The sequence below is a fragment of the Lysobacter tyrosinilyticus genome (assembly GCF_054779815.1).
This window is the reverse complement of record NZ_BAAGXN010000004.1, coordinates 26,951-48,308: the sequence shown is the minus strand read 5'-3', so window position 1 is coordinate 48,308 and position 21,358 is coordinate 26,951. Positions and strand designations below refer to the sequence as shown.

The 21,358-nt window shown below is 63.7% G+C and carries 17 protein-coding genes and 7 tRNA genes; 6 read left to right on the top strand and 18 right to left on the bottom strand.

Translation table 11 applies throughout. The annotated features are described in order from the left end of the window. Positions 1–21 precede the first annotated feature (21 nt). The 3 genes from gloB to ACYVGK_RS10855 all read left to right on the top strand — a co-directional run bounded on the left by gloB (position 22) and on the right by ACYVGK_RS10855 (position 2,936). Positions 22–786 carry a hydroxyacylglutathione hydrolase gene (gloB, locus tag ACYVGK_RS10865; RefSeq protein WP_460733568.1) on the top strand — a complete coding sequence of 255 codons (765 nt, stop codon included), beginning with the start codon at positions 22–24 and terminating at the stop codon, positions 784–786. Further along, positions 783–1,988, top strand: a complete 1,206-nt coding sequence (locus ACYVGK_RS10860) for a lytic transglycosylase domain-containing protein (RefSeq protein ID WP_460733566.1) — start codon at positions 783–785, stop codon at positions 1,986–1,988. Before gloB ends, ACYVGK_RS10860 begins: the two co-directional genes overlap by 4 nt. A gap of 150 nt (positions 1,989–2,138) precedes the next feature. Then, on the top strand, positions 2,139–2,936 hold the full coding sequence (locus tag ACYVGK_RS10855) for an enoyl-ACP reductase FabI (RefSeq protein WP_460733564.1): 798 nt from the start codon (positions 2,139–2,141) through the stop codon (positions 2,934–2,936). A 101-nt stretch (positions 2,937–3,037) separates the two neighbouring features. Here ACYVGK_RS10855 and ACYVGK_RS10850 read toward each other — a convergent pair whose 3' ends face one another. The 14 genes from ACYVGK_RS10850 to ACYVGK_RS10785 form a co-directional block, all read right to left on the bottom strand. Further along, on the bottom strand, positions 3,038–3,508 hold the full coding sequence (locus ACYVGK_RS10850; RefSeq protein ID WP_460733562.1) for a hypothetical protein: 471 nt from the start codon (positions 3,506–3,508) through the stop codon (positions 3,038–3,040). A 175-nt stretch (positions 3,509–3,683) separates the two neighbouring features. Then, on the bottom strand, positions 3,684–5,657 hold the full coding sequence (locus tag ACYVGK_RS10845) for a peptidylprolyl isomerase (protein ID WP_460733560.1): 1,974 nt from the start codon (positions 5,655–5,657) through the stop codon (positions 3,684–3,686). Positions 5,658–5,836: 179 nt separating this feature from the next. After that, positions 5,837–5,913, bottom strand: a tRNA-Asp gene (locus ACYVGK_RS10840). A 68-nt stretch (positions 5,914–5,981) separates the two neighbouring features. Beyond that, positions 5,982–6,056: transfer RNA gene (locus ACYVGK_RS10835), tRNA-Val, on the bottom strand. Positions 6,057–6,216: 160 nt separating this feature from the next. Then, a complete protein-coding gene (locus tag ACYVGK_RS10830; protein WP_460713922.1) occupies positions 6,217–6,489 on the bottom strand; it encodes an HU family DNA-binding protein in 273 nt (90 codons plus the stop codon). A gap of 228 nt (positions 6,490–6,717) precedes the next feature. After that, positions 6,718–9,156 carry an endopeptidase La gene (gene lon, locus ACYVGK_RS10825; RefSeq protein ID WP_460733558.1) on the bottom strand — a complete coding sequence of 813 codons (2,439 nt, stop codon included), beginning with the start codon at positions 9,154–9,156 and terminating at the stop codon, positions 6,718–6,720. Positions 9,157–9,517: 361 nt separating this feature from the next. Beyond that, the gene (gene clpX, locus ACYVGK_RS10820) at positions 9,518–10,801 is read right to left on the bottom strand and encodes an ATP-dependent Clp protease ATP-binding subunit ClpX (RefSeq protein ID WP_460733556.1); all 1,284 of its coding nucleotides are present in this window, start codon (positions 10,799–10,801) and stop codon (positions 9,518–9,520) included. Positions 10,802–10,966: 165 nt separating this feature from the next. Continuing rightward, a complete protein-coding gene (clpP, locus tag ACYVGK_RS10815; protein WP_460733554.1) occupies positions 10,967–11,593 on the bottom strand; it encodes an ATP-dependent Clp endopeptidase proteolytic subunit ClpP in 627 nt (208 codons plus the stop codon). Positions 11,594–11,787: 194 nt separating this feature from the next. Further along, complete coding sequence (gene tig, locus ACYVGK_RS10810; protein WP_460733552.1) at positions 11,788–13,083, bottom strand: trigger factor; 1,296 nt, start codon at positions 13,081–13,083, stop codon at positions 11,788–11,790. A gap of 547 nt (positions 13,084–13,630) precedes the next feature. Further along, positions 13,631–13,715 (bottom strand) — tRNA-Leu (locus tag ACYVGK_RS10805). Positions 13,716–13,847: 132 nt separating this feature from the next. Then, a tRNA-Lys gene (locus ACYVGK_RS10800) sits at positions 13,848–13,923 on the bottom strand. Between the two features lie 64 nt (positions 13,924–13,987). Next, positions 13,988–14,064, bottom strand: a tRNA-His gene (locus ACYVGK_RS10795). A gap of 25 nt (positions 14,065–14,089) precedes the next feature. Further along, a tRNA-Arg gene (locus ACYVGK_RS10790) sits at positions 14,090–14,166 on the bottom strand. Between the two features lie 67 nt (positions 14,167–14,233). Next, positions 14,234–14,310 (bottom strand) — tRNA-Pro (locus tag ACYVGK_RS10785). 142 nt (positions 14,311–14,452) lie between these two features. Between ACYVGK_RS10785 and ACYVGK_RS10780 the strand changes: the two genes are divergently transcribed. Next, positions 14,453–15,217 (top strand): Bax inhibitor-1/YccA family protein, encoded by a 765-nt coding sequence (locus tag ACYVGK_RS10780; RefSeq protein WP_460733550.1) that lies wholly within the window; start codon positions 14,453–14,455, stop codon positions 15,215–15,217. A 59-nt stretch (positions 15,218–15,276) separates the two neighbouring features. Here ACYVGK_RS10780 and ACYVGK_RS10775 read toward each other — a convergent pair whose 3' ends face one another. The 4 genes from ACYVGK_RS10775 to grxC all read right to left on the bottom strand — a co-directional run bounded on the left by ACYVGK_RS10775 (position 15,277) and on the right by grxC (position 18,661). Continuing rightward, positions 15,277–16,635, bottom strand: coding sequence for a Na+/H+ antiporter NhaC family protein (locus ACYVGK_RS10775; RefSeq protein WP_460733548.1), 1,359 nt, complete (start codon positions 16,633–16,635; stop codon positions 15,277–15,279). Positions 16,636–16,796: 161 nt separating this feature from the next. Continuing rightward, the gene (locus tag ACYVGK_RS10770; RefSeq protein ID WP_460733546.1) at positions 16,797–17,801 is read right to left on the bottom strand and encodes an isocitrate dehydrogenase; all 1,005 of its coding nucleotides are present in this window, start codon (positions 17,799–17,801) and stop codon (positions 16,797–16,799) included. 186 nt (positions 17,802–17,987) lie between these two features. Continuing rightward, entirely contained in the window at positions 17,988–18,395 is a 408-nt protein-coding gene (locus ACYVGK_RS10765; RefSeq protein ID WP_460733544.1) for a carboxymuconolactone decarboxylase family protein, read from the bottom strand. After that, a complete protein-coding gene (grxC, locus tag ACYVGK_RS10760; protein ID WP_460733542.1) occupies positions 18,392–18,661 on the bottom strand; it encodes a glutaredoxin 3 in 270 nt (89 codons plus the stop codon). The genes ACYVGK_RS10765 and grxC overlap by 4 nt, the downstream gene beginning before the upstream one ends. A gap of 215 nt (positions 18,662–18,876) precedes the next feature. Between grxC and ACYVGK_RS10755 the strand changes: the two genes are divergently transcribed. Together ACYVGK_RS10755 and phoB are read left to right on the top strand one after the other, a co-directional pair. After that, a complete protein-coding gene (locus ACYVGK_RS10755; protein ID WP_460733540.1) occupies positions 18,877–20,457 on the top strand; it encodes a M48 family metalloprotease in 1,581 nt (526 codons plus the stop codon). A 105-nt stretch (positions 20,458–20,562) separates the two neighbouring features. Continuing rightward, a complete protein-coding gene (gene phoB, locus ACYVGK_RS10750; protein ID WP_460733538.1) occupies positions 20,563–21,270 on the top strand; it encodes a phosphate regulon transcriptional regulator PhoB in 708 nt (235 codons plus the stop codon). The last annotated feature ends 88 nt before the right edge of the window (positions 21,271–21,358 follow it).

Sequence of the window (21,358 nt, the reverse complement as noted above, 5' to 3'; positions counted from 1 at the left end):
TCGCCGCCCGGAGTTCACCGCATGCGCCTGCATCCCCTGCCCGCTTTCGCCGACAACTACATCTGGACGATGACCGACGACACCGGCCGTGTGCTGATCGTCGACCCGGGCGAAGCCGGTCCGGTCCTCGAGTTTCTCCGCGACGGCCGCGAACCTGCGGCGGTCCTACTGACCCATCATCACGCCGACCATATCGGCGGGACGGCGAAACTACTGGAAACATGGCCCGATCTGCCGGTAATAGCGCCAAAAGATGAACGCATCCCGTTTAGCAGCCACGGGGTCGGCCAAGGCGACGTGGTGGAAGCTGGTCCCTGGCGCTTCGACGTGCTGGAAATCCCAGGCCATACCCTCACCCACATTGCCTTTCACGGGCATGGCGTAGTGTTCTGCGGCGACACCTTGTTCAGCCTGGGCTGCGGCCGGCTGTTCGAGGGCACCCCTGCGCAGATGTGGGCTTCGCTCACAAAACTGACATCGCTTCCGCACGAAACCCGGATCTGCTGCGGACACGAGTACACGGTTAACAACAGCCGTTTTGCCAGCGTGGTAGAACCCGGCAACCTGGCGCTACGGCGTCGCTCCGAGGAGGCACGGACCATGCGCGATCGTGGACAGCCCACCCTTCCCAGCACGCTGGCCGATGAGCTGGCCGCCAATCCCTTCCTGCGGGCGGACGCGCCCGAGGTCCGCCAGACGTTACGTGCGCGGCTCGGCTACGAGCCGGCCGATAGTGTCGAAGCCTTCGCCGAACTGCGGCGCTGGAAGGACGGATTCGCGTCATGAGCGCGCGCCTCGTGGCACTCGCGCTGGCCCTGCTGCTGGCGGTTCCGGCGTGCGCGAACGCCGAAGAAGGCAAGGCCGACGCTTCGCCGCCGGGCACCCGCAACGGCCGCGAGATCTACGAGCGCTTCCGTGACGGCCTGGCCGATCCGGAGTGCAAGGCCGAGTCCAGCGCGCGCTGGCGGGCCCACTTCGCCCATGCGCCGAAGCAACTGGCGGGCAGCAATGACGATGTGCTGCCGCTTTTCGGCTATGTGGTGGATGCCCTGCGTGAAGCCAATCTGCCGACCGAGTTCGCGCTGATCCCGTTCGTCGAAAGCGGCTACAAGCCCGGGGCGCGCAGTGCCCAGGGCCCGGCCGGACTGTGGCAGATGATCGCGGTGACCGCACGCAACCATAAGGTGCCGATGCGTGCGGGTTACGACGGCCGCCTGTCGCCGGTGGATTCCACGACGGCCGCGGTGCGTTACCTGAAGACGCTGTATGGAATGTTCGCGGGCGACTGGCGATTGGCGGTGATGGCCTACAACGCCGGTGAATATCGCGTGCTCGGAGCACTCAAACGCGGCGGCCAGACTGCACGCAACGCCAACCCCGAGGCCTTGCCCGGCCTCTCGCCGATCACCCAGGCATATGTGCGCAAGCTTCATGCCCTCTCGTGCCTGCTGGAACAAGCCGACGACCGCGAAGAGTGGCTACATGCGTTGGACCGCCCGGTGCCGCTGTTGCAGGCGGTGGCACTGCCGGCAAACGCCACCGATATCGCCGCCTGGGCCCGCCGGAACGGCCAGGACGCCACGCAACTACAGCGACTCAATCCGGCCTTTGCAGGCGGCCACATCACCCGCACCGGCGACAGGCCGGCGCGCGTGCTGGCGGTTGCCGCCGTGCAGACGCCCGACGACGCAGCGCCCGATGCGATGGGCGGCACGGCCGCGACTTCCAGCTCCATGGCAACGATGAGCGCGAACCCCGACAGTGCGATGAGCGCCTCGTACCCGGCGTCGACTGCCGGCCGCCGCCACACGGTCTCGCGCGGCGACAGCCCGTGGAAGATCGCGGCCCGCTACGACATCCGTGTCGCCGACCTGCTGGAACGCAACGGCTTGAAGCCCAACGAGGTGCTGCGGCCTGGCAGGGTGCTCCTGATCGATGCCGAGCTCGCTGCGAGCGAGACTCTGCCGGCGGCAGCCCCCACGCCCTGAGCGAGAAAGGACGCCGCCGCGCCTGCGCTCGACGCATCGCGGCTGCTGGAACGAATGCCGCGATCCAAGCTCGCCGGCTTCCCGCCCCCCTCCGCTACACTAGAGCCTTTGCTCAGCCGCCCCCACGCGGCCAACCACGAGGACGAGTTCATGGGTTTCCTGCAAGGCAAGCGCGCACTCATCACCGGCATCGCCAGCGAGCGTTCCATCGCCAGCGGCATCGCCGAAGCCATGCATCGCGAAGGCGCGCAGCTGGCCTTTACCTATCAGACCGAAAAGCTCAAGTCGCGCGTCGAGAAGGCCGCCGAAGAATTCGGCAGCAACATCGTGATTCCGCTCGACGTTGCCAGCGACGAACAGATCGCCGCCTGCTTCGATGAGCTCGGCAAGCATTGGACCGACGGCTTCGACATCCTCGTCCACGCCATCGCCTATGCCCCGCGCGAAGCCATCGCCGGCCAGTTCCTCGACGGCCTGACCCGTGAGAACTTCGCCATCGCGCACGACATCTCCGCCTATTCGCTCGCCGCGATCGCCAAGGCGGCGCGCCCGCAGATGCAGGGCCGCAACGGTTCGATCCTCACGCTCAGCTATCTCGGCGCCGAACGTGCGCTGGCCGGCTACAACGTGATGGGCGTTGCCAAGGCCAGCCTGGAAGCGACCGTTCGTTACCTCGCCTACAACCTCGGTCCGGAAGGCACACGCGTCAACGCGATCTCCGCCGGTCCGATCAAGACCCTGGCCGCCGCGGGCATTGCGGGCTTCCGCAAGATCCTCGGCCATGTCGAAGAGAACGCGCCGCTGCGTCGCACGGTGACGATCGAACAGGTCGGCAATGTCGCCGCGTTCCTGTGCTCTGACCTCGCCTCCGGCGTGACCGGCGAAGTCACCTATGTCGATTCCGGCTACAACATCCTCGGCATGACCGGCCTGGATAGCGCCGAATAATCGTCCGTACCTGCGGCGCATCCATGCTGCCGCATCGGGATCCAGGCTTACCTAATCGGTGAGCATCGTGGGCCGGCGACAGCCGGCCCACGAATCGCCCATCAGGGCAGCAGCGTGCCCTGGTCCGCGATCGACAACCACTTGTTGCCATCGTGCGTATAGGTAACGCTCGTCAGCGCATGCTGACGGAAGCCGATGCGCGGGATCGCATATACCGTGTCGTACAGGATGACCGCCGAATGGCAACCATCCACGACTCGATACAGCTCGGTCCATGACCAGACCGCCTCGCGATTGGCGAAATGCCCGGCCATCGCGCGTTCGATGGCGTCAATGCCGATCCGCCGGCCACCGCTGGCGAACACGGTCACTGCACGATCGTCATGGCCGGCCAGCCAGGTTTCCTTATCGAAATCGCGGAAGGATTCCATATCGGTCCGCTGTGCGACTTCGAACTGGCGCGCGCAGCCAACCGCTTCCTGCGCGAATGCCGACGGTGCGAATGCGGCGAGCAGCGCTGCCCCGGTGATGGCGGCGAGGACCTTGTTACGACGGAACGACTTCGTCTTCATGCTGTTCTCCCTTCGGGACAATTCCCGAGGGTGACGATAGGTTCCGGACACCGCTCGATTCGAGAGCCACTCCCGCGCGAATCCAGCAGACCAATTGCGCGCGTGTGCCAAAGCTGCGAAAAAGAAAAGGCCCGGCAATGCCGGGCCTTTTCGTCGATCTGGATCGGTGCGTGGATCAGAGATTCTGTTCGACGATCTTGACGTTCATCTTCTTGCGCAGCGACTTCACCATCCCCTGAAGCTCTTCGTCGGCGGCGACATCTCCCAGCTGCTGACGCATGCGATCACGCTGCATCGCGGGCATGGCGGCCACATCGCCGGGCTTCACCTTGTCGACGGTGAACAGGACTGCGGTACCCGACATCGCTGCCTTGCCAGGCGTCACCTTGCCCTCGGCGGGAACGGCAGCCGCGAAGATCGCCTCGGTCACTGCCGGATCCGGCACCGGCATGCCGCGCTGCAAGCCCGGCATCACATTCGGCGGCGGCAGGCTCTTCGAAGCCGCGACCTGTGCCAACGTCTCACCTGCGCGCAGGCGGGCAAGCAATGCCTCAGCGTCCTTCGCGGCGGCCTTGCTGGTGCGATCCGCATGGATAGCCGCGATGACCTGATCACGCACCACCGCAAGAGACTGCGCGCGCTCCGGGGTGTGTGCCGTCACGCGCAGCAGCACGCTGTGGTTGGGAGCGATCTCGATGGGCTCGCTGACCGTGCCGTCGGCGATCCGCGCTTCGTCGAATGCCTGGCGCTTCACTGCGGCGGATGCGAGGACACCTTCGTTGGCATTGCGGGCCACCGGACCGAGCGTCTGCACCGGCAGGTTCAACTCGCGAGCCGCGGGGCCGAGCGACGTGGGGTTCTTCAACACCTGGTCGAACAGCTTGCCGCTGAGGTCGTTGTAGGCGTGCTCGCGCGCGGCATCGCTCTCTTGGCGCAACAACTGATCGCGCACCGCAGCGAAATCCTGCTGCTGCGCGCTCTTGATCTCACGCAGCTGGATGATGTGCCAACCGTAGCTGGTCTTGACCGGTTCGCTGATCTCGCCGGCCTTAAGCGAAAACATCACCTTGTCGAATTCAGGAGCCATCACGCCCTTGGCATTCCAACCAAGGTCGCCGCCGCTGGCCTTCGAGCCCGGATCGTCGCTGTTGGCACGCGCAAGCGCGGCGAAGTCGGCGCCCGGCGCCGTGGCCTGCGCATAGATCTGGCGCGCCTTGGCTTCCGCTGCCTTCTGTGCGGCCGCATCGGCCTTCGCGTCCACCTGGATCAGGATGTGCGAAGCCAGGCGCTGCTCCTGCGCAGTGAACTGCTTGCCTTCCTGCTCGTAACGCGCACGCAGGGCAGCTTCGTCCGGCGTCGGAACAGTCAGGTCAGCGGCGTTGATTTCGACATATTCGAGCGAGACGGTTTCCGGCGCGCGATAGGCAGCGGAGTGCGTGTCGTACCACTTCTTGATTTCCGCATCGCTGACCGGCGCGGTATCGGCGGCCGGAGGCGGCAGGATCAGCAGGCTCGCGTCGCGCGTCTCGTACATCAACTTGAGCAGACGGTCAGTTTCAGCCGTGGTGTAGAAGCTGCTGCCGCCGATGGCGGTGCCGACCAGCGACTCTTCCAGCGACTGGCGCACCAGGCCTTCGAACTGCTTCTCGGTCCGCGGCGGAAACTGCGACGACAGCGCCAGGCGGTAGCGTTCGTAGTCGAACTTCCCGTCGACCTGGAACGCGGGGATGTCCATGATCTGCTTCTGCACCATCGCATCGCTGACGCTGACGCCTGCGTTGCGTGCCGCCAGCTTCTGTACACGCTGGTTCACCAGCTGATCGAGGATGCGGAGCTTGTTCTCCGCGCTCTCGAACTGCTTCGCGTCGAAAGCTTCGCCCTGCCGCGCGCGCGCCTGCTGGCGCGTGTTCTCAAAGGCGGTACGGAAGTCGTCGCGGCTGATCACTTCGTGATCCCACAGCGCCGATGCCGGCCACCACGAGGGAGCCGACGGCCACCACGATGGCGGCGCATCGATGCGCGCGGCGAAGTCATCGTTGCGCTGAACTTCGTACTGACTGATCCCGAACGGAACCAGCAGCAGCGCAAGGAAGCCAAGGATCACCGTGGCGATCCAGCCCGAGGTCTTTTCGCGAATGGCTTGCAGCATTGGGTAACCGGTAAGGGCAATAACGTAGCCGCGCAGTGTATGGCGGGTTTCGACCCGCCGTCGAGCACCAGCACGCCTGCTCGGAAATCGGACTCACGGCGCGGCACCTGGAAGGACTACGCCGCGCCGGAACGCACAAAGCAGAACGCCCGCATTTCTGCGGGCGTTCTGGGAATAAATGGCGGAGTGGACGGGACTCGAACCCGCGACCTCCGGCGTGACAGGCCAGCATTCTAACCGACTGAACTACCACTCCGCGCTGAGCCAAAAATAATACAGGTCGGATTCGTTTCGTGCAACACCCGAACTGCAATTTTTTTGATCTGGTGGGTGCTGAGGGTTTCGAACCCCCGACCCTCTCCGTGTAAAGGAGACGCTCTACCGCTGAGCTAAGCACCCAGGGGCGCGCATCATACCTCATCGGATAGGACGGGACGACACTTCCCGTGACAAACGGCACACATGCGCGCGCTGGCCACGTTGCTGAAATTGAATGAAGTCAAAAACAAAAAAGCCCGGCAATTGCCGGGCTTCTTCTGTATCGACGTAACCGCTCGGATCAGTTGACCGCGTCCTTCAGTGCCTTGCCGGCCTTGAACGACGGATTCTTCGACTTCTTGATCTTGATCGTTTCGCCGGTCTTCGGGTTGCGACCTTCGCGTGCGGCGCGCTCACGCACCTGGAAGGTACCGAAGCCAACGAGAGTGACGGCATCGCCCTTCTTCAGCGCCTTGGTGATGACGCTGATGGCGGCGTCGACGGCCTTGGCGGCGTCGGCCTTGGAAAGTTCGGCAGCGTCGGCGACGGCGCTAACAAATTCGCCCTTGTTCATTCGTATGGACTCCATGTGCGGCAGATTTGCCGCAGTGTACTGATAACCGGGCAGGCCTCTGACTTGCGAAGCTGCTCCCCGATCGAGTGGACCGCATGATTGCGCTGACTGCAGCAGCAACGCGGCTGGCAGCGTTATACCAGCGCTATTGTCGATACCGCAACCCTGAAAGCCAGCAATGACGCGGCTTTCAGGGCTTGCAGCGTTTGCTGCAAAACGCAAGCGAGGTTAGTGCTTGACGTCTACCTGGGCCGCCGACTGCACACCATCGGGGACCGGCAACTCGCCCGGCGGAATGGCCGGAGTCGGCGTGACCGGCCGCTCCAGCGCGATATCGAGGACTTCGTCGATCCACTTCGCCGGAATGATCTTCATCCCTTGCGTGACCGCCTTGGGCAGGTCGGCGAGATCCTTCTTGTTTTCATCCGGAATCACTACCGTGCGGATACCGCCACGTAGCGCCGCCAGCAGCTTCTCCTTCAGGCCGCCGATCCCGAGCACCTTGCCGCGCAAAGTAATTTCGCCCGTCATCGCCACGTCGGCCTTGACCGGATTCTTGGTCAACATCGACACCAATGCCGTGGCCATCGCGATACCAGCGCTCGGGCCGTCCTTCGGCGTGGCGCCTTCAGGCACATGCACATGGATGTCGTGCTTTTGCAGGAAATCGAGATCGATGCCCAACCGGTCCGTGCGCGCACGCACGACCGACAGCGCCGCCGAAGCGGATTCCTTCATCACGTCGCCCAGCTGTCCGGTGAGGAGCAACTGACCCTTGCCAGGCACGAGCGTAGCTTCGACCTGCAGCAGATCGCCGCCGACTTCGGTCCATGCCAGGCCGGTGACCAGGCCGACTTCGTTCTGTTCCTCGATGCGACCGAAATCGAAACGGCGCACGCCCAGGTACTTGTCGAGGTTCTTCGAGGTGATGCTGATTGCTTTCGGCTTGCCACCCTTCTTCGCTTTCGCTGGACCGGCCAGCGCGATTTCCTTCACGACCTTGCGGCAGACCTTGGAAACCTCGCGCTCCAGGTTGCGCACGCCTGATTCACGCGTGTAGTAACGCACGATGTCCTGGACAGCGTCCTCGGCGATCTTGATCTCTTCGGGCTTGAGGCCATTCGCCTTGATCTGCTTGGGCAGCAGATAGCGCATGGCGATGTTGAGCTTCTCTTCCTCGGTATAGCCCGGAATCCGGATCACTTCCATGCGATCGAGCAACGGACCGGGAATGTTCAGCGAGTTCGACGTTGCCACGAACATCACTTCGGACAAGTCCAGATCGACTTCCAGGTAATGGTCGTTGAAGGCTGTGTTCTGCTCGGGGTCGAGTACCTCGAGCAATGCCGAGGACGGATCGCCACGGAAATCCATCGACATCTTGTCGATCTCGTCGAGCACGAACAGCGGATTCTTACTGCCGACCTTGTTGAGGTTCTGCACGATGCGGCCCGGCATTGAACCGACGTAGGTACGGCGATGGCCACGGATCTCGGCTTCGTCACGCACGCCGCCCAGTGACATGCGCACGAACTTGCGGTTGGTCGACTTGGCGATCGACTGGCCCAGCGATGTCTTGCCCACGCCCGGCGGACCGACGAGGCACAGGATCGCGCCCTTCATCTTGGTCACTCGCGACTGCACGGCAAGATATTCGAGGATGCGTTCCTTGACCTTCTCCAGACCGAAGTGATCGGCGTCGAGCACATCCTGCGCAACCTTGAGATCCTTGCGGATCTTGGTGCGCTTCTTCCACGGCACGCCGAGCAGCCACTCCAGGTAATTGCGCACGACCGCGGCTTCGGCCGACATCGGCGACATCTGCTTGAGCTTGTTGAGCTCGTTGCGCGCCTTGGTTTCCACCGGCTTGGGCATGCCGGCTTCGGCGATCTTGCGGGTCAGCTCGTCGATGTCGTTGGGCGCTTCATCGATCTCGCCGAGCTCCTTCTGGATCGCCTTCATCTGCTCGTTGAGGTAGTACTCGCGCTGACTCTTCTCCATCTGCGACTTCACGCGGCCGCGGATGCGCTTTTCCAGCTGCTGCACATCGATCTCGCCATCCACCAGGCCCACCAGTTGCTCGAGGCGCGCACCGATGGCATGCGTCTCCAACAGTTTCTGCTTGTCGCTCAGGCGAACGCCCAAGTGCGCGGCGATCGTGTCGGCAAGGCGGCCAGGCTCGTCGATGCCGGAGAGCGTTTGCATCAGCTCGGGCGGCAGCTTGCGATTGGTCTTCACGTACTGCTCGAACAACCCCATCAGCGAACGCGTGATGGCATCGAGCTCGCGCTCATCGCGATCGATGTCCGGATCGACCACCTGCGCCCGACCCGCTAGCGCGTTGTTGGCCTCACCGACCTGATCAACGACGACTCGCGACATGCCTTCGACCAGTACCTTGATGGTGCCGTCGGGCAACTTCAGCAACTGGAGTACATGTGCCAGCGTGCCGGTCTCGTAGAGATCCTTGCCGGTCGGATCGTCGGTTTCGGCGGAGCGCTGGGCGACCAACAGAATGCGCTTGTCGGATTCCATCGCCAGATCGAGCGCGCGAATGGACTTGTCGCGGCCGACGAAGAGCGGAATCACCATGTGCGGAAAGACGACGACATCCCGTAACGGCAGCACGGGCAGGTTCATCGTTTCGCGGTCGGAAGAGACGGTCATGGGAGCTCCTGTGAATCGGGCGGACTGGCACGACAAATGGACCGTGCATTTCGCACGGTTATGGGGCTCGGGCCGGAAGGATGCAAGCGATCCTGTTCACCGATTGTGTTTTACATAAGAAAAACGCGAGAAATCATCGGCTTGCGGCCACCGAAACCGCCCGCCATCCGTCGGATCGAAGAAAAGGGCCTGGCAATGCGAGCCCTCGGGACAGCGGTGCCCCGGAAGGTGCCGGGCTCCGTACGGTAGCTACTTTGTGAGTTCGGTAATGCCCGCCCTAGCCAGTCGGCGTGCTGTCGAAGGCCACGTACGCGAAGGCGAGGGCCACAACAGGAAAGGGCGGCCTGAGCCGCCCTTTCATTCACTCTGCTGAGGCTACCTTCGGTGGCGCCGGGGGGGTCTGGTAGATCAGATACGGGTCTGATTTGTGCTCGACCACCGACTCGTCGACGACCACCTTGCTGACGTTCTCCAGCGACGGCAGGTCGTACATGGTGTCTAGCAGGACGCTCTCCACGATGGTGCGCAGGCCGCGGGCGCCGGTCTTGCGCTTGAGCGCCTTCTTGGCGATGGCCGTCAGCGCGTCGGGGCGGAACTCCAGTTCCACACCCTCCATGTCGAACAGCTTCTTGAACTGCTTGGTGATGGCGTTCTTCGGCTCGGTAAGGATCGTGACGAGAGCAGCTTCGTCCAACTCTTCCAGGGTCGCGACCACCGGCAGACGGCCCACGAATTCCGGAATCAGGCCGAACTTGATCAGATCTTCCGGCTCGACGTCCGCCAGCAGCTTGCTGGCATCGGTCTTGCGCGTGGTGCTCTTCACCTTGGCGCCGAAACCAATCCCGCCGGCTTCAGTGCTGCGCTGCTGGATGATCTTGTCCAGGCCAGCGAACGCGCCGCCGACGACGAACAGAATGTTGCGGGTATCGACCTGCAGGAATTCCTGCTGCGGATGCTTGCGGCCGCCCTGAGGGGGGACGCTGGCAATGGTGCCTTCGATCAGCTTCAGCAGCGCCTGCTGCACGCCTTCGCCCGACACGTCGCGGGTGATCGACGGGTTGTCGGACTTGCGCGAGATCTTGTCGATCTCGTCGATGTAGACGATGCCTTGCTGCGCCTTCTCGACGTCGTAGTCACACTTCTGCAGCAGCTTCTGGATGATGTTTTCCACGTCCTCGCCGACGTAGCCGGCTTCGGTCAGCGTGGTGGCATCGGCCATGGTGAACGGCACATTGAGCAGGCGCGCCAGCGTTTCGGCCAGCAGCGTCTTGCCCGAGCCGGTCGGACCGACCAACAGAATGTTCGACTTCGCCAACTCGACGTCGTCGTTCTTCTGCCGGCTCTCGATGCGCTTGTAGTGGTTGTAGACGGCGACCGCGAGCGTCTTCTTCGCGCGCGATTGGCCGATCACGTACTGGTCGAGGACTTCGAGGATCTCGCGCGGCTTCGGCAGATGACTGCGGGCCGACTGCGCCTTTTCCTCAAGCTCTTCGCGGATGATGTCGTTGCACAGCTCTACGCATTCGTCGCAGATGAAGACGCTGGGGCCTGCGATCAGCTTGCGTACTTCGTGCTGGCTTTTGCCGCAGAACGAGCAATAAAGGATCTTGTTGCTGTCTCCACGGCCTTGTCGTTCGTCGCTCATGCCCCTGCCTTGCACGTTACTGGCTGCCGGTCGACCGGCGGCCCGAGAATACCACAGCGTTCCGGGCCGCCTGCAGCCCGGATTTCATGCTGATTTGTGTGCGAAATCAATAATTTCGAATGACCGGCCGTCAGCCTGGGGGCTCGCCTGCCCTGCTCGCCCACTTCAACCGGCCTGGACCGACTCGTCCTGGCGACGCTCCAGCACCTGATCGACCAGACCGTATTCGCGGGCGGCCTCGGCACTCTTGAAGTTGTCGCGCTCGGTGTCGCGGGCGATGGTTTCCAGTGCCTGGCCCGTGTGCTTGGACAGCACTTCATTCAGGCGCTGGCGCAGGGTCAGGATTTCACGTGCATGGATGTCGATATCCGTGGCCTGGCCCTGGAACCCACCCAGCGGCTGGTGGATCATCACGCGCGAATTCGGCAGCGCATAACGCTTGCCCTTGGCACCCGCGGCCAGCAGCAGGGCGCCCATCGAGGCGGCCTGGCCGACGCAGATCGTGCTCACGTCCGGTTTGATGTACTGCATGGTGTCGTAGATCGCCATGCCCGCCGTGACGATGCCGCCCGGGGAGTTGATGTACAGACTGATGTCCTTTTCCGGGTTCTCGGCTTCGAGGAACAGCATCTGCGCGACGATCACGTTGGCCACATGATCATCGATCGGGCCGACCAGGAAGATCACCCGCTCCTTCAGCAGGCGCGAATAGATGTCGTACGCGCGCTCGCCGCGACTGGTCTGTTCGACCACCATCGGGACGAGGTTCAGGGCTCGGGTCTGGTTGTCCATGTGGAAGGCACCTGTAGGTATCTGATGTCAGCAAATTGGGGCCTATGCGGCCCCGACGCAAGTGGCGGATGACGATCGTTTTCGATCCAGCGGGAGAGATGCAATCGCCGTGAGGCCGAAAACGAAACGGGCGCGGCCGGAGCCGCGCCCGCAGGTCCGGCAACACCGCGTTATTCGCGGCGCGCCTGGACGGATTACTGGCGAATCGCCTCGCTGAACGACAGCGGCTGTTCGGTGTGCTGGGCGCGTTCGGCGATCCAGTCGATCACCTGTTCTTCCATCACGCGCGACTGCAGACCGGCCATCAGCTGCTGGTCGTTGCGGTACAGCTCGATGACCTGCTGCGGCTCCTCGTAGGTCGAGGCGATCAGCTTCAGGGTCTCGGTCACGCGACGCGGATCGAGGCGCAGCTCGTTGTTGCGGGCGATTTCGCCCACGAACAGGCCAACCAGCACGCGCTTGCGTGCCGAGTCCATGAAGCCCTGATAGGCATCCGCCGGCACTTCCGGAATGTACTGACCCTGACGACGGGCCTGCTCGACGGCCTGGAAGGCCATGTTGCGGGCTTCAGCCTCGACCAGGCGCGGCGGCATTTCGACGTGGGTGTAAGCGGCAATTAGCTGTTCGCCCACTTCACGGCGCAAACGGTTCATCAGCGCGCCCTTGAGCTCACGCTCCAGGTTGCTGCGGATATCGGCGCGGAACTGGTCCAGATCGCCGCTCTTGATGCCGAAGCTCTTGATGAAGTCGGCATCGACTTCCGGCAGCACCGGCTCCGACACCTTGGTGGCAGTCAGGTGCACCTGCACCGTGCGACCAGCGAACTGCGGCACGCGCCAATCAGCGGGGAATTCGACGTCGACGGTCTTTTCCTCACCGGCCTTCATGCCTTCCAGGGCGGACTCGATCGCCGCGAACATGTTGCCCGAGCCGAGGATGCTGGCACCGCGCTCAACGCCTTCAGCCGGAATGCGTTCTTCGCCGGCCTGCGACCAGGTTTCGATCTCGACGGCATCGCCGTCCTTCGCCGCGCGATCGACCGGATTCCAGGTGCGACGCTGCAGGCGCAGGTTCTCGATCATCGCGTCGATGTCGGCATCGGCGACTTCGGCGGTGTTGCGGATGACGTTCAGCTTCGCGACGTCGATGTCGCCGAAGTCCGGCACGACTTCGAACGTAGCCACGTAGGCCAGCTCATCGCCGTCCTTTGGCTCGATGCGCGGGTTGCCGGCGATCTGCAGCGAATGCTCGCGCACGGCATTGCCGAAGCCTTCACGCAGCAGCGCGTCGAGGGCCTCGGCGCGGACCTGCTGGCCGAAGCGCTGTTCGATCACCTTCTGCGGCACCTTGCCCGGGCGGAAGCCCTTGATCTTGGCGCCGCGCGCGATTTCGCGCAGGCGGCCGTCCACCACGCTCTCCAGGCGATCGGCCGGGAGGCTGAAGGTGACGCGGCGTTCGAGGTTGCCCAGGGTTTCGACCGAAGCTTGCATTGCTGACGACTCCTGCTGCCGCGCGGTCGTGTCCGCGGGCCGTGTTTGAAGACTGGTTGGAGGGTTTGGGCACCGGCAAGGCACCTGAAATGGGCCGCCAGCGGAACTTGCTAGTTTGGCCGATTACGGGGCGCGGTGCCAGCTGGGCGCTGCCCTTGGACCGTGAGAACTGGGACCGCCCAGCGAAAGGACGGCGCCGGTCCTGGGCAAGGCGGCGCGCCGGCCAGCACGGATCGAACCTGGGGGGAGATTGGCCCACTGCGCCCCGTGAAAGGCGGGGCGCTCCCCACGCCTTGGCGCTGGAACCGCGCCGCGGGAAATCAGGGCTGTAAGGATGCAAAACGAGCCGCAGCGCGCGACGAAAGCAACCCGCCGGCAATTCATCGCCGCCACTCGCGACGGCTCGATCACCGCGCCGCGGGAAATTAAGGCTGTGCTGGCGCCAAACGCGCCGCAGCGCGACTGGAAAACTAAGCGCCGGCGATTTACCGCTATCGCTCGCGAGGGCTCGCTCTGGCTCTCCACGCCGCCGGTTTTTACCGCGGCCTGGTGCGAAAGGCGGGACTCGAACCCGCACGCCTTGCGGCACTGGAACCTAAATCCAGGGCGTCTACCAATTCCGCCACTTTCGCATCGAACACAATTCTAGCCGGGGGATCGCGTGTTCCCGCAAATACTTCCGCTTATGGGCGGATGCCGCCGCGACCAGCATGGCGCAGTGGACAAAAAAGAAAACGCCCGGCTAGGCCGGGCGTTTCGGGGTTTGGTGGGCCGTCAAGGATTCGAACCTTGGACCTATTGATTAAGAGTCAACTGCTCTACCAACTGAGCTAACGGCCCCGAACAACAAGGAGCGGAATTGTAAGCAAACTGTTTCTGTTTGGCAAACCAATTTCGCAAAAACTGGGGTGGCTGAGGGGACTCGAACCCCCGACATCTGGAATCACAATCCAGTACTCTAACCAACTGAGCTACAGCCACCGTAAAACATTTTTTCACTGCAATTTGGCGCGCCCGGCGGGACTCGAACCCACAACCACCGGCTTAGAAGGCCGGTGCTCTATCCGGTTGAGCTACAGGCGCCAGATTCGCATCTTAGCCGACCCGCGATTTCAACCTTTCTTCCTGCCGAACCAAACAAAGGATCGGATGGTCGGGGCAGAGGGATTCGAACCCACGACATCCAGCTCCCAAAGCTGGCGCTCTACCAGGCTGAGCTATACCCCGAAGCCGGTACTTTCGTTGCGCACCAACGCTGCGAAAGGCCGCACATTTTGGTCGCACATTCCCGAAGTGTCAATCACGAGAGGCGATATCGAGGCGTTGTGTATGCTCGCCTCTTCGCCAAACGGAACACGGAACAAACCCCATGATCGCGCGCAGCGGCAATCCGGCCCTCAAGGAATCCACCTTTCTCGACCTTGGCACCGGCTCCGTAGTACGGGGCGCCGGTTCCGCCATGACGCTGAACGGCACGGTCAACAAGACGGGCCTGCTCCTGCTGCTCGCAATCCTTACCGCGGCATTCGCCTGGAACCAGATCGAATTCACGCCGGAAGGCCCGATCGGTGCCATGCCGTACATGCTGGGTGGCGCCATCGGCGGCCTGGTGTTCGCGCTGGCGACCATCTTCAAGAAGGAATGGGCCCCGGTCACCGCTCCCCTGTACGCGATCGTCGAGGGCTTCTTCCTCGGCTCGATCTCGGCCATGTACAACCACCGCTACGAGGGCATCGTGCTCCAGGCGGTGCTGCTGACGTTCGGCACCCTGTTCGCGCTGCTGTTCGCTTACCGTTCCGGCCTGATCAAGGCGACGGAGAATTTCAAGCTTGGCGTGGTCGCTGCGACCGGCGGCATCGCCCTGGTCTATCTCGCAACGATGGTCCTGGGCTTCTTCAACATCAACATCCCGATGATTCACGAGTCGGGCATCGTCGGCATCGGCTTCAGCCTGTTCGTCGTTGTGATCGCGGCCCTGAACCTGGTGCTGGATTTCGACTTCATCGAATCGGGCGTCGAGCAGGGTGCGCCGAAGTACATGGAGTGGTACGGCGCATTCGGCCTCATGGTCACGCTGGTGTGGCTGTACATCGAGTTCCTGCGCCTGCTGTCGAAACTGCAGTCGCGCAATTGACTCGGTTTTCTCCGTAATACGAAAAAGGGCGCCTTAGGCGCCCTTTTTTCATGCCAGCGTCATGACTCGGCGGGCAGTGCTTCGGCCTGCACCACCTGCACCGACTCCCGCGACGGCCACAGCATGAAGCCGATCGCTACCGCACCCAGCAGCCATGCGTAGTGCACGCTACCCGCGAGCGCAAGCGGCGACACCGAACCCAGCGACGCTGCGAGCAGGATCTGGGCGCCATAGGGCAACAGCCCCTGCGTGACGCAAGCGAAGACATCGAGCACGCTTGCTGCACGCGCCGGCGACGCGCCATGTTCGATGGCGATGTCCCGGGCGAGATTGCCGCTGATCAGAATGGCCACGGTGTTGTTGGCGGTGAATGCATCCGTGGTCGCCGACAGCGCAGCAATGCTTATTTCACCCACACGCCGACTCTTGTGCCCGCGCGCGAAGCGACCGATGGTCTGCGCAAGCCACGCGAGCCCGCCGGTGGCCTTCATCAGAGCGCCCAGCCCGCCGACAAGCAGGGACAGCAGCGTGATTTCGACCATGGATTCGAAACCGCCCCACACATGCGCGGCGTAAGCCGCCAGGCCGAAGTCATCGGCCAGGAAGGCACCAATCACTCCCGACAGGACCAGCCCCAGGCCCAGCACAAGGATCACATCGAGCCCCAACAAGGCCAGGACCAGCACAACCAGATACGGAAGAACCAGCCACGGAGACGCCGGCGCCAACGGTTGTACCGGTGCGGTGTCGCCCGCGAAACCCAGCACCAGCAAGGTCAGGATTGCGGCGGGCAGCGCCAGCTTGAAGTTCTCGCGGAACTTCGCGCGCATCGTGCACCCCTGGGTGCGGCTGGCAACGATGGCCGTGTCGGAAATCACCGAAAGGTTGTCGCCGAATGTCGCTCCGCCGATAACGGCGCCGAGCACAAGCGTGCGATCCAGACCCGATGCATCGCTGACGCCCAGGGCAATAGGCGCCACAGCTGCGATGGTGCCCATCGAAGTACCCAGCGATAGCGAGATGAAACCTGCCACCACGAACAACGCCGGCAGCAGGAGCGCCGGATGCACATTGCCGATGCCCAGCGAAACGATCGCATCCACTGCGCCGATCGCTTTGGAGACTTCAACGAAGCCGCCCGCCAGCAGGAAGATCAGGCACATCAGCGACACATTGGAATCGCCCATTCCCTGCAGCAGCGTTTCCAGTGGCTTCAGCCCACGGCGCCAGGCGATCAAAGCGGCCAGCGCCAAGGCCGGCAGGATCGCTACGGGTGCGCGCAACTGATAGAAGCCCATGGCTTCGCCGTGCGCGGTGAAATACAGCCCGGCCCCGAAGAACAGCGCAAGGAACAGCAATAGAGGGGTGAGAGCCAGGGCGCTGGGAGCAGTATTCGCGGCGCCCGCCGAGTTATTCATCTTTTCATCCGGATGAAGAAATATTTAACTCATATTGCAGCGCAGCATCTGCCCTGTCGACTGCCGATTTGGAATACCCCGCGACTGCGCTGGCATAAGGGCGCCCGAAACGAAAACGGGGCGCCACAGGCGCCCCGTTCTGGTCCAAAACGGCCGGGAGATCAGATCCGGCTGGCGATCGCCTTGGCGAAGCTCAGGGTGTTGCCCTCGCCGCCCAGGTCCGGGGTCAGCGAATCCTTGGCTTCCAGCGTGGCAATGATCGCCGCGCGCAGGCGCTCGGCCTTGTCGACCATGCCCAGGTGGTCGAGCATCTGCGCCGCACCCAGCAGCAGCGCGCACGGATTGGCGATGCCCTTGCCGGCGATGTCGGGTGCCGAACCGTGCACGGCCTCGAAGATCGCCGCGTCGGTACCGATGTTGGCCCCCGGAGCGAGACCCAGGCCACCGACCAAACCGGCGCAAAGATCGGAAATGATGTCGCCGAACAGGTTGGTGGTGACGATGATGTCGAACTGCTCCGGCTTCATCACCAGCTGCATGCAGGTGTTGTCGACGATCATCTCGTTGCACTGGATGTCGGGATATTCCGCCGCCACTGCACGCGCAGTCTTGAGGAACAGGCCCGAGGTCGACTTCAGGATGTTGGCCTTGTGCACCACGGTGACCTTTTTGCGACCGGTCTTGCGGGCCAGCTCGAAGGCGTAGCGGACGATGCGCTCGGAACCGCGGCGCGTGACCTTCTGGGTCAGCAGCGCGGTCTCGCCGTCCTCGGACAGCGACTGGCCTTCACCGATGTAGGCGCCTTCGGTGTTCTCGCGGACCGTGATCAGGTCCACGCCGCTCGGGAAGCGCGACTTGGTGTTCGGGAACGACTTGGCCGGACGCACGTTCGCGTACAGGTCGAAACGCTTGCGCAGCTCGACATTGATCGACGAGAAGCCTTCACCCACCGGCGTGGTCAGCGGCGACTTCAGTGCGACGCGGTTCTTGCGGATGGAATCCATGGTCGCCGTGGGCAGCAGCTCGCCGTGCTTTTCGAGCGCGACCAGGCCGGCGTCGGCGAATTCGTACTGCAGGCCAAGCTGCATCGAATCCAGCACATGCAGGGTGGCGTCCATGATTTCCGGGCCGATGCCGTCGCCGCGGATGACAGTAATCGTCGTCATTGAGATTTCCAGACAGGCGGACGCCACGCTCGAGGGCGTGGCGCCGGGAGGGAGACTTAGAACCAAAAATTATGCCGCGCCGCGGGGTTCTTTGACAGTCCCCTAACACCGGAACGCCCCGCTCAACGCCGGGAAAAGCGGCTATCCGGCCGGGATTTTGCGCTATCTGGCGATCCGGCCCGCCCCTCAGCCGTGATCATGTTCCCCAGGCGCTGCCGCCGCGCCGTTCTCCAGCTGATCGAGGAAATCCACCGCCCGGCGTAGGTGAGGGATCACGATCGAGCCGCCAACCACCAGGCCGACCGAGAAGGTCTCGAACATCTCGTCGCGGTTCACACCCGCTTCCTTGCACTGGGCCACGTGGTAACTGATGCAGTCGTCGCAACGCAGGACCAGCGAGGCCACCAGACCCAGCAACTCCTTGGTCTTCACGTCGAGCGCGCCGGCCTGGTAGGTCTGGGTGTCGAGGGCGAAGAAGCGACGGACTACCTGGTTGGGTTCGGCGAGGATGCGCTCGTTCATCCGCTTGCGGAACGCGGTGAATTCGGCAACCCGATCCTTGCCTTGCGCGTCCTTCTCGTTGCCCGCGCTCATGCCACGCTCTCCAGCAAGGGCTCGAGTCCACCGGCGCGATGCAGCGCGATCATGTCGTCGTAGCCGCCCACATGCGTGTCGCCGATGAAGATCTGCGGCACGCTGGTGCGCCTGGTCAGGGCGATCATCTTCTCGCGCTCGGCCGGGTCGGTATCGACGCGGACTTCCGTCCACGACTGGCCCTTGCTCTTGAGAAAATTCTTGGCGGCTACGCAGTAGGGGCAGACCGCCGTGGTGTAGATGAGAATGCGCGAGGTATCGCTCAAGACCGTCTCCTGGAAACTTGCTGATCAAATGACGGTCGAAATATGGGCTCCGGGCTGACCATTTTCCAGCCTGCATCCACCTTGCCAGCGGAACGGTGACTTGCGTGAAGGAAACCAGTCGCTACAAACGAGCGCCCTTCGATTAACCCATGATTCACACCGCCGGGCGCCCCTGCCCCCATCCTGCCCCGGCCGGTAGCCACGAGGATTCCTGCTTGCGCCGCATCACCCTGCTTTCCGCCGCTGTCGTCTTTGCCTTGGGAACTCTCTGCGCCAACGCGCAGGAATCGCGCCTGCCCGACATCGGTTCCTCCGCCGGCGAACTGCTCACCCCACGCAAGCAGCAGGAATACGGCGCGATGATGCTGGCCCAGCTGCGCCACTACGACTACACGCTGGACGACCCACTGATCGCGAGCTGGCTGGACACGCTGGGAACCCGGCTCGTGGCCAACAGCGACAAGCCCCAGCAGGCCTTCACGTTTTTCATGCTGCGCGAACGCCAGATCAACGCGTTTGCCACGCTGGGCGGCTACGTCGGCGTGAATACGGGCCTGGTGCTCGCGGCCGAGCGCGAGGACGAAGTCGCCGCCGTGCTTTCCCATGAGATCGCCCACGTCACCCAGCAGCACGTGCTGCGCGCGGTCGAACGCGCGCAACGCGACAGCGTACCGATCCTGCTGGCGATGCTTGGTGCAGTCGTCGCGGCACAGGCCGCAGGCGGCAATTCGGCGGACGATGCGATCCAGGCCGCGGTCGTTTCCGCGCAAGGCCTGATGGTCCAGCGCCAGATCGACTACACCCGCTCCAACGAGGCCGAAGCCGATCGCATCGGCATCCAGACGCTGTCGCGCAGCCATTACGACACTACGGCGATGGCCGGCTTCTTCAGCACCTTGAACTCACGATCGCGTGCCAACCGCGCGGGATATTACGGCGAGACGCCGGGCTACCTGATGACGCATCCCGTCACCACGACCCGCATCAGCGAAGCCAAGGCCCTGGCCGAAAAAATGGCGCGGGCGCCTTCGCGCTTCGATGCTCCCGATCTGCAAAGCGACAATCCGCTGCTGCCCGGAGGGCTCAAGATCGGAACCGCGATGACGCACGGAAGCACCGGGCAGTTCGACTATGCGCGCGAGCGCCTGCGTGTGCTCAGCGCCGACAGTCCCAGCGATGCGATGCACGAATACGAACGACTGGCCAAGGCCAAACCGCTCAATGAAGCCCAGCGTTATGGATTGGCCGTCGCCAAGCTGCGCGCTAACCAGGGATCCGCTGCCGCCGCCGCGCTGGCGGAGCTGCTGGATAAGCATCCGGGCGATCTGTGGCTGACGCTAGCCATGGGCGAGGCCGAAGCCCGCTCCGGCAAGGCCGATGCCGCGGATGCGCGGTTCGAGTCGGTTCTTAAGTCCATGCCCCAGAATCGCGCGGCCGCGCTCACCTACGCGCGCGTGCTCGCGGAGCGCAATACGCCGCTGGCAGGCAAGCGCGCCCAGGCGGTGCTCCGGCCGTTGCTGGGCCAGTCCAGCGAGGATCCCGAGTTCCAGCAGGTCTTCGCCCGCGCCAGCGAGATCGCCGGCGATCCGGTCCGTGCCGGCGAAGCCTATGCGGAAGCCGCGTACCTGAATGGCCGCGCCGAGCAGGCTCTGGTCCAGCTCAACACGCTGAAGCGGCGGTCGGATCTCGACTACTACGCCCGCGCCCGCATCGATGCCCGCATCGCCGCGATCACGCCGACCGTGCTGGAGCTAAAACGCCAGGGTATCCGCGACGAGGACCTGCACCGTAACTAGATGACATCGTCACGACGCCCTGTGGCGTGTCATGGAGCGGTCACAAAACGGTAGTGTACTGGCGCGGCTTCAGGCTTCCCCGCCCTTTCCCCCGACCGGTGCCCCGTGCAGAAGCGCATCCTCATCGTTGAAGACGAACCCGCGATCCGTGACATGGTGTCCTTCGCCCTGCGCAAGGGCGAATACGACCCCGTCCACGCGGGCGACGCCCGCGAGGCGCAAGCCGCCATCGCCGACCGGGTTCCCGACCTGATCCTGCTCGACTGGATGCTCCCGGGCACCAGCGGCCTTGAGCTCGCGCGCCGCTGGCGCAAGGAACAGCTCACCCGCGAAGTTCCCATCATCATGCTCACCGCCCGCGGCGAGGAGAACGATCGCGTGGGTGGCTTGGAAGCCGGTGTCGACGACTATGTCGTCAAGCCCTTCTCGGCCCGCGAACTGCTCGCCCGCATCCGCGCCGTGCTGCGCCGCTCGCGCGAGGACGACGAAGACGGCAGCGTCGGCGTCGGCCCGCTGCGCATCGATGGCGCCGCGCACCGTGTCTTCGCCCACACCGATGGCAGCGAGCAGCCGGTGCAGATCGGTCCGACCGAATACCGGCTGCTGCACTTCTTCATGACCCACCCGGAGCGCGTGTATTCGCGCACCCAGCTGCTCGACCATGTGTGGGGGGGCAGCGTCTATGTCGAAGAGCGCACCGTCGACGTGCACATCCGCCGACTGCGCAAGACCCTGGAACCGCACCAGCTCGACGGCATGGTGCAGACCGTACGTGGCGCCGGCTACCGGTTCTCGGCAGCAGTGGAAGCCTGAGTACCGGCTACGTCGCTGGTTTGGCGACAACAGGTCGGCGAGTTCCGGCGACGGCGAAGGACCCGCCGTCATCCGGGCGAAGACAGGA